Genomic DNA, 6,139 nt, shown 5'->3' on the forward strand with positions numbered 1-6,139 from the left:
GCAGCTATATCATTATCTGTAATTGTAGCCGTGCCTTGCGAATTTGCAATAGTTACGTTATTTGTGGCATTGGACAGATTCACAAAAAAGCTTTCAGTGCTTTCTACAAGTGCATCATCTAAAATAGTAATATTAATACTTTGGGTTTCTCCTGCATTTCCATTAAAGGTTAAACTTCCGGTAATAGCAGTGTAATCTTCTCCTGCTTTAGCTGAATTGTTTTCCGTTGAAAAATCTACTGTGAAACCTCCTGAAACAGCGTTATCTAAAGAAACAGTAAAAATGGCATTATTATCTTCAGTAACTGTGATATCATTTATACTGATGCTAGAGCTATCATTATCGTTTATAGTTGCCAATCCTTGGTCGTTGGTAAAAGAAACATTAGTATCTAATGAGCTTAAGTTTAACGCAAACTGTTCCATGCCTTCAAATAAATCATCATCGATAGTAGGAATACGAACAACTTGAGTTTCACCAGCTAAACCTAAAAAACTAACTGATCCTTTACCGTTAATATAATCTTCTCCATAAGTAGCCGAATGATCTGCTGTAACATAATCTATGGTAAACCCACCACTAACAGCATTGTTAAGAATGATTTCAAATTCAATTTCTTGACCTTCTGTAACCGTTACATCAGCTATAGAAACATAGCCTAGAGCATCATTATCATTAATCGTTGCTACTCCAGTATCATCAATAATCTCTACACCTTCAGTTGCATTCGATAAATACACTGAAAATTGCTCATCTGCTTCTGGAACACTATCTTCAGTAGTATTAATAACTATGGTTTTTGTCTCGGGGGTTCCATCAAAATTTAACGTACCACTTTTCATCGTGAAATCAGATTCTGACAAGGCTGTTCCTTCTTTGGTAGTGTATGAAACACTAAAAGGTTTATTAGCTGTATTATTTAGCGTTACTTTAAAAATAGCTTCGCCCCCCTCGTTAACAGCCACATTGTTTATAGATAGCTGTGGTGTAGAAGCCACTGAATTGTTTGTTATAAGGGCAACCCAGTCCTTATCTGTATTATTTGGAGGTAAACCAATATTTTGCTTCTCACCATTAAAGTTAATTGTACGTACAGTACCATTCTGTAGTGAGCCTCCATTTCGCACATCGTACCATTTCACGGTAAAAACACCTCCAGTATTATTAGTTTCTAAATTTAAGTTAGAATCATTTTCCGATTTATAAACGGCATAAACTTCATTATTCTTATAAAACAAACGTCTGGTAGAACTCCCTGAAATCAAAGTATTATCTCCAATCATTTGGGTAAAGGGAATTAATTTCATAAAATCTATTGCGTGTTTGGCAGCTGCCCAAACACCTGGTTTGTCCCCACTTCTAAAATCCTGAACTGTAAAATCTTCGCCTTGAAAATAATACTCTACACCATAACCACCTGCAAAATAAGATCCATATAATTTATAGGCTCTGTTATCAGCATTATCTTCGCCTCCTGTACCTGTTTCATCTGTAGAAATTAACCATTGCTTTCCGCTATTATATGAACGTTCTGCCCAATATTTGGTTCTTGAATTTACTTGTTTAATGATAGACTGCATTGACACCCCCATGAGTTCGGAATTATTTCCTAATAATGGATTATACAAAGCATCTTGACCGTCGGTACTACCTGCTGAATGCACTACCCTTATATGTTGATAAGGATCGATATCTTTCACATATTTTAATTGTGCTATACGCTGTTGTGTATTAACAGTTCCATGATTACTATTGCCTTCGTTTTCTTCACCCATATTCCAGTTTAAACATAAATGATGCCCGAAACGTGCAATTAATTCTCGGTAATATAATTTTCTATCAACGCCTAAATCTCCATTATTTAATTGCGCTGCATTTTCCATTTCTTGTGTTTTAAAATGGAGAAACATTCCTTTTACATCAGCGTGTTCAAAAACAATTTCCCATTGTGCAATTCTTGAAACATCATATCTTGTATAATCTAAAATTGAATTTCTTCCAGAACCAGAGTCTACATGCATAGTAACATCTTTTGTATCTCCACCATTTTTACTCATGGTTAAGAATGAAATACTATTCATACCTACACTAGCTAAATAGTTTATTGCTCCTATTATTCCCTTCCCTTTGGATGATTTCCAAACAGGATCTCCATTATTCCAATCCGCTATGTGTTTTGCATAGTCTTTTCGATAATCAACACCTCCATTAAATACATCATCAAAATCATTATAGGCCAAAAAGTTTTCAGGAGAGTCAGGACCTGCTTTAATAAAATACTCACCTGTCTCAGAGAATTTTGGGTATCTAGTTCCATCATAAATTAAACGTCCTTTTGCTCTGTTATCAGGTAAAACCTTATCGGTTGCTGTAATTTTTAAAGTACCTGACTGACCATCTATTCCTGTGCTAGCAGAACCATCTGAAGCGCTCGATGGATAAGCAACTGCTACATTATTACCTTCTCTAAAAGAAGCAGAAAAGGTCCATGCTCCTTCTTCATCTGGAGCAAAGTGAACAAGCCATTTATTACCACTTGTTGCGCTCGTTTCAGCTGCATTTGCATCGGCTGCAAAGTACCCAGGGACTATATACGATTTACCAGAACCAGCATGATTAAAAGTAACATTTAATCTTCGGTCTAAAAATGGGTTTGGTGTACCTGTTTCAGAATAAGTTTCATCATCTGTAAATTCAATTGTAATTTTGTGCCATTTTTTTAATTCACCAGTAACTTTTTGCGCATTTATGATACTTGTAAATAAAATTAAAAAATAAGTGATGTACTTCATTAATATGTCTCTTTAAAAATTACTGATTAATCTAAAAGTTATAACCAAATGCTTATTAATATGTAAGCGGTAAATAATTGAATGGCAAATATATAAAAAAACATTTAAACGGAATTATTTACTTTTAGTCGGATAAAAAAATACTGTTGTCGAATTTTTAATGATTGAAATTTTAAACAATAAATCTTGAAAACGTTTCAAAATAATAAATCTTACCCCTCGATAGTTAGTTACGTTCATTTTACGATTACAGACTTATGCTATATTATTTTTAACAATAAATCTTCTGAAACCAACATAATAATTATCTAATAACAACTCTCGAAACGCCTTAATTTTACACCTATTCTCAGAACTTATTTTTAATTTTCTTATTTCGTAAAAAAGTTTAAAATTATCCCATATTATATTGTTTTTTTTTATTACTCGTTGCGATACTATGACTTTTCAACAAGGAGATAATTTAAATACTATTAACAATAAAAATCCCGACTAAAAGCCGGGATTAAATAATTTATTTTAATTATAAGATGATTATTTTAATACCTGATCATTAATTTTTTTGTAATCATTACACCTTCAGAAGTCATAATATTTACAAAATACAACCCTTCCGATAAATCAAATAATTTAATATCGTATTTAAAATTTAATTTAATTGGGTCGTTAACAGATTTCACCAATTGACCATTGCTATTATAAATTAAAATAGCATTTACTTCCAATAATTCATTATCAAATATTAACTGCGTATAATTACTTGCAGGATTAGGGATTAAACTACAAGAAATATTTAACTCTAGTTTTGATTCCTGACTTTTATCAGAGAAACTAGAATCAGAACTATTTACACTATCTGTTTTTGATACAGAAACAAAACTGGTTGATTGCCCCATTATTTCAATAGCACTTATTAACGGGTTTTCCACTTCATGTCCAAAAGAAATGTTTAGCACACCATCATTTACAGTTACAGAGTAAGAAAACATTCCTGCCACTTGATGTCCGAATGCCTCAATTAAATCCAAATTATCCTGAACAATTTCGCCTTCTATAAGAACATCGAAAACCCTATCTCCTACTTGACTTGTTCCTGAATAACCATTTCCAAAGAATAAATTAACAGTATAAGTTCCATTAGATACAGGTATTGAATACTCCATTTCTGGAGCAGCAATAGCATCGTATCTATATCGATTAAATAAACCTTTAAAAGTATTCTCATCGATATAATTAGGAATAGAACTATGCTTATTAGAATAAAGGAAGCTGCCGGAATATGAAGTTCCTGTATTTACCGAGAAGGATGTTCCACTATAAGCTCCATTAGTCGAATTTTTCTCCCAGTCTGGTCCGCCATCTGTACTAGCGATTACTGTTTTACTACCCGCGCTAATACGTACCAAAGGCACTAACATGTTTGGATCATTTAGTACCGCATCTAAAGGAATAATTAACGGACTGTTTTCACCTGAATGTGTTATTTCTAAAGCTGCTGTTTTACTTCCAACACTGCCATCTGGCGTAAAACTAACAGGTATTATTTGTGAATTTTGCGCCAATACATCAATTGGGAAGGTCTCCCCAATGCTAAATAGTGAGGTATCTGTTCCTGAAATGGTCATCGCACTAATACTAATGTCTTCTCCTGCATCTCCATTATTAAAAAGAGTAAGATCTAAATAAGTAACAGCGCCATCAAGGGCTTGAATACCAAAATCAAGACTTTCTGGGTTTGCTACCAAAGATGCTGGCATGTTTGCTGCTACATCAATAGTAAGTTGTTGAGTCCCTTGTAGGCCTTCTATATCGGTTACAGTAAGTGTAACAATATAATTCCCTGCATTGATATATGTATGAATAGGGTTAGCTGAAGTATCTGTATTTCCGTCTCCGAAATCCCAATGATATGCCACCACTCCCTCATCATCCGTAGAATTACTTCCCGTAAAGGAAACTTCAAACGGTGCTTCTCCAGTTGAATTTGAAGCGCTGGCTATTGCAACTGGTGATTGATTAACACCAACTGCTATAACCTCAATAGTGAGTTGTTTAGAACCTTGCAACCCTTCAGCATCAGTTACGGTAAGTGTAGCAACATAAGTACCTTCAGAAGTATAAGTATGAACAGGGTCTGCTGTATTAGCTGTGTTGCCGTCTCCGAAATCCCAATAATATGCTACCACTCCCTCATCATCCGTAGAATTGCTTCCTGTAAAGGAAACTTCAAACGGTGCTTCTCCTGTTAAATCTGAAGCGCTGGCTATTGCAACTGGTGATTGATTAGAAATTACAGCTCCTCCTATTATTTCTATAGCATTGATTAATGGGTTTTCTACCTCATGTCCGAAAGCGATGTTCAATACACCATCATTTACAGTTACAACATAAGACAACATTCCTGCCACTTGGTGTCCGAATGCCTCAATTAAATCCAAATTATCCTGAACAATTTTACCTTCTATAAGAACATCGAAAACCCTATCTCCTACTTGACTTGTTCCTGAATAACCATTTCCAAAGAATAAATTAACAGTATAAGTTCCATTAGATACAGGTATTGAATACTCCATTTCTGGAGCGGCAATAGCATCGTATCTATATCGATTAAATAAACCTTTAAAAGTATTCTCATCGATATAATTAGGGATAGAACTATGCTTATTAGAATAAAGGAAGCTGCCGGAATATGAAGTTCCTGTATTTACCGAGAAGGATGTTCCACTATAAGCTCCATTAGTCGAATTTTTCTCCCAGTCTGGTCCGCCATCTGTACTAGCGATTACTGTTTTACTACCCGCGCTAATACGTACCAAAGGCACTAACATGTTTGGATCATTTAGTACCGCATCTAAAGGAATAATTAACGGACTGTTTTCACCTGAATGTGTTATTTCTAAAGCTGCTGTTTTACTTCCAACACTGCCATCTGGCGTAAAACTAACAGGTATTATTTGTGAATTTTGCGCCAATACATCAATTGGGAAGGTCTCCCCAATGCTAAATAGTGAGGTATCTGTTCCTGAAATGGTCATCGCACTAATACTAATGTCTTCTCCTGCATCTCCATTATTAAAAAGAGTAAGATCTAAATAAGTAACAGCGCCATCAAGGGCTTGAATACCAAAATCAAGACTTTCTGGGTTTGCTACCAAAGATGCTGGCATGTTTGCTGCTACATCAATAGTAAGTTGTTGAGTCCCTTGTAGGCCTTCTATATCGGTTACAGTAAGCGTAACAATATAATTACCTTCATTGATATATGTATGAATAGGGTTAGCTGAAGTATCTGTATTTCCGTCTCCGAAATCCCAATGATATGCCACCACTCCCTCATCATCCGTAGA

Annotated in this window: 2 protein-coding genes; both read right to left on the minus strand. The window is 34.7% G+C overall.

Going from position 1 to position 6,139, the window contains the following annotated elements:
* Positions 1-2,792, minus strand: a 2,792-nt coding sequence (locus tag H6X70_RS16765) for a Calx-beta domain-containing protein (RefSeq protein WP_194768844.1), incomplete at its 3' end; no start/stop codon positions are given.
* Between the two features lie 539 nt (positions 2,793-3,331).
* A partial coding sequence (locus tag H6X70_RS16770; protein WP_194768845.1) for a PKD domain-containing protein occupies positions 3,332-6,139 on the minus strand: 2,808 nt, incomplete at its 5' end.

Source organism: Tamlana sp. I1, assembly GCF_015355625.1.
Taxonomy (GTDB): domain Bacteria; phylum Bacteroidota; class Bacteroidia; order Flavobacteriales; family Flavobacteriaceae; genus Pseudotamlana.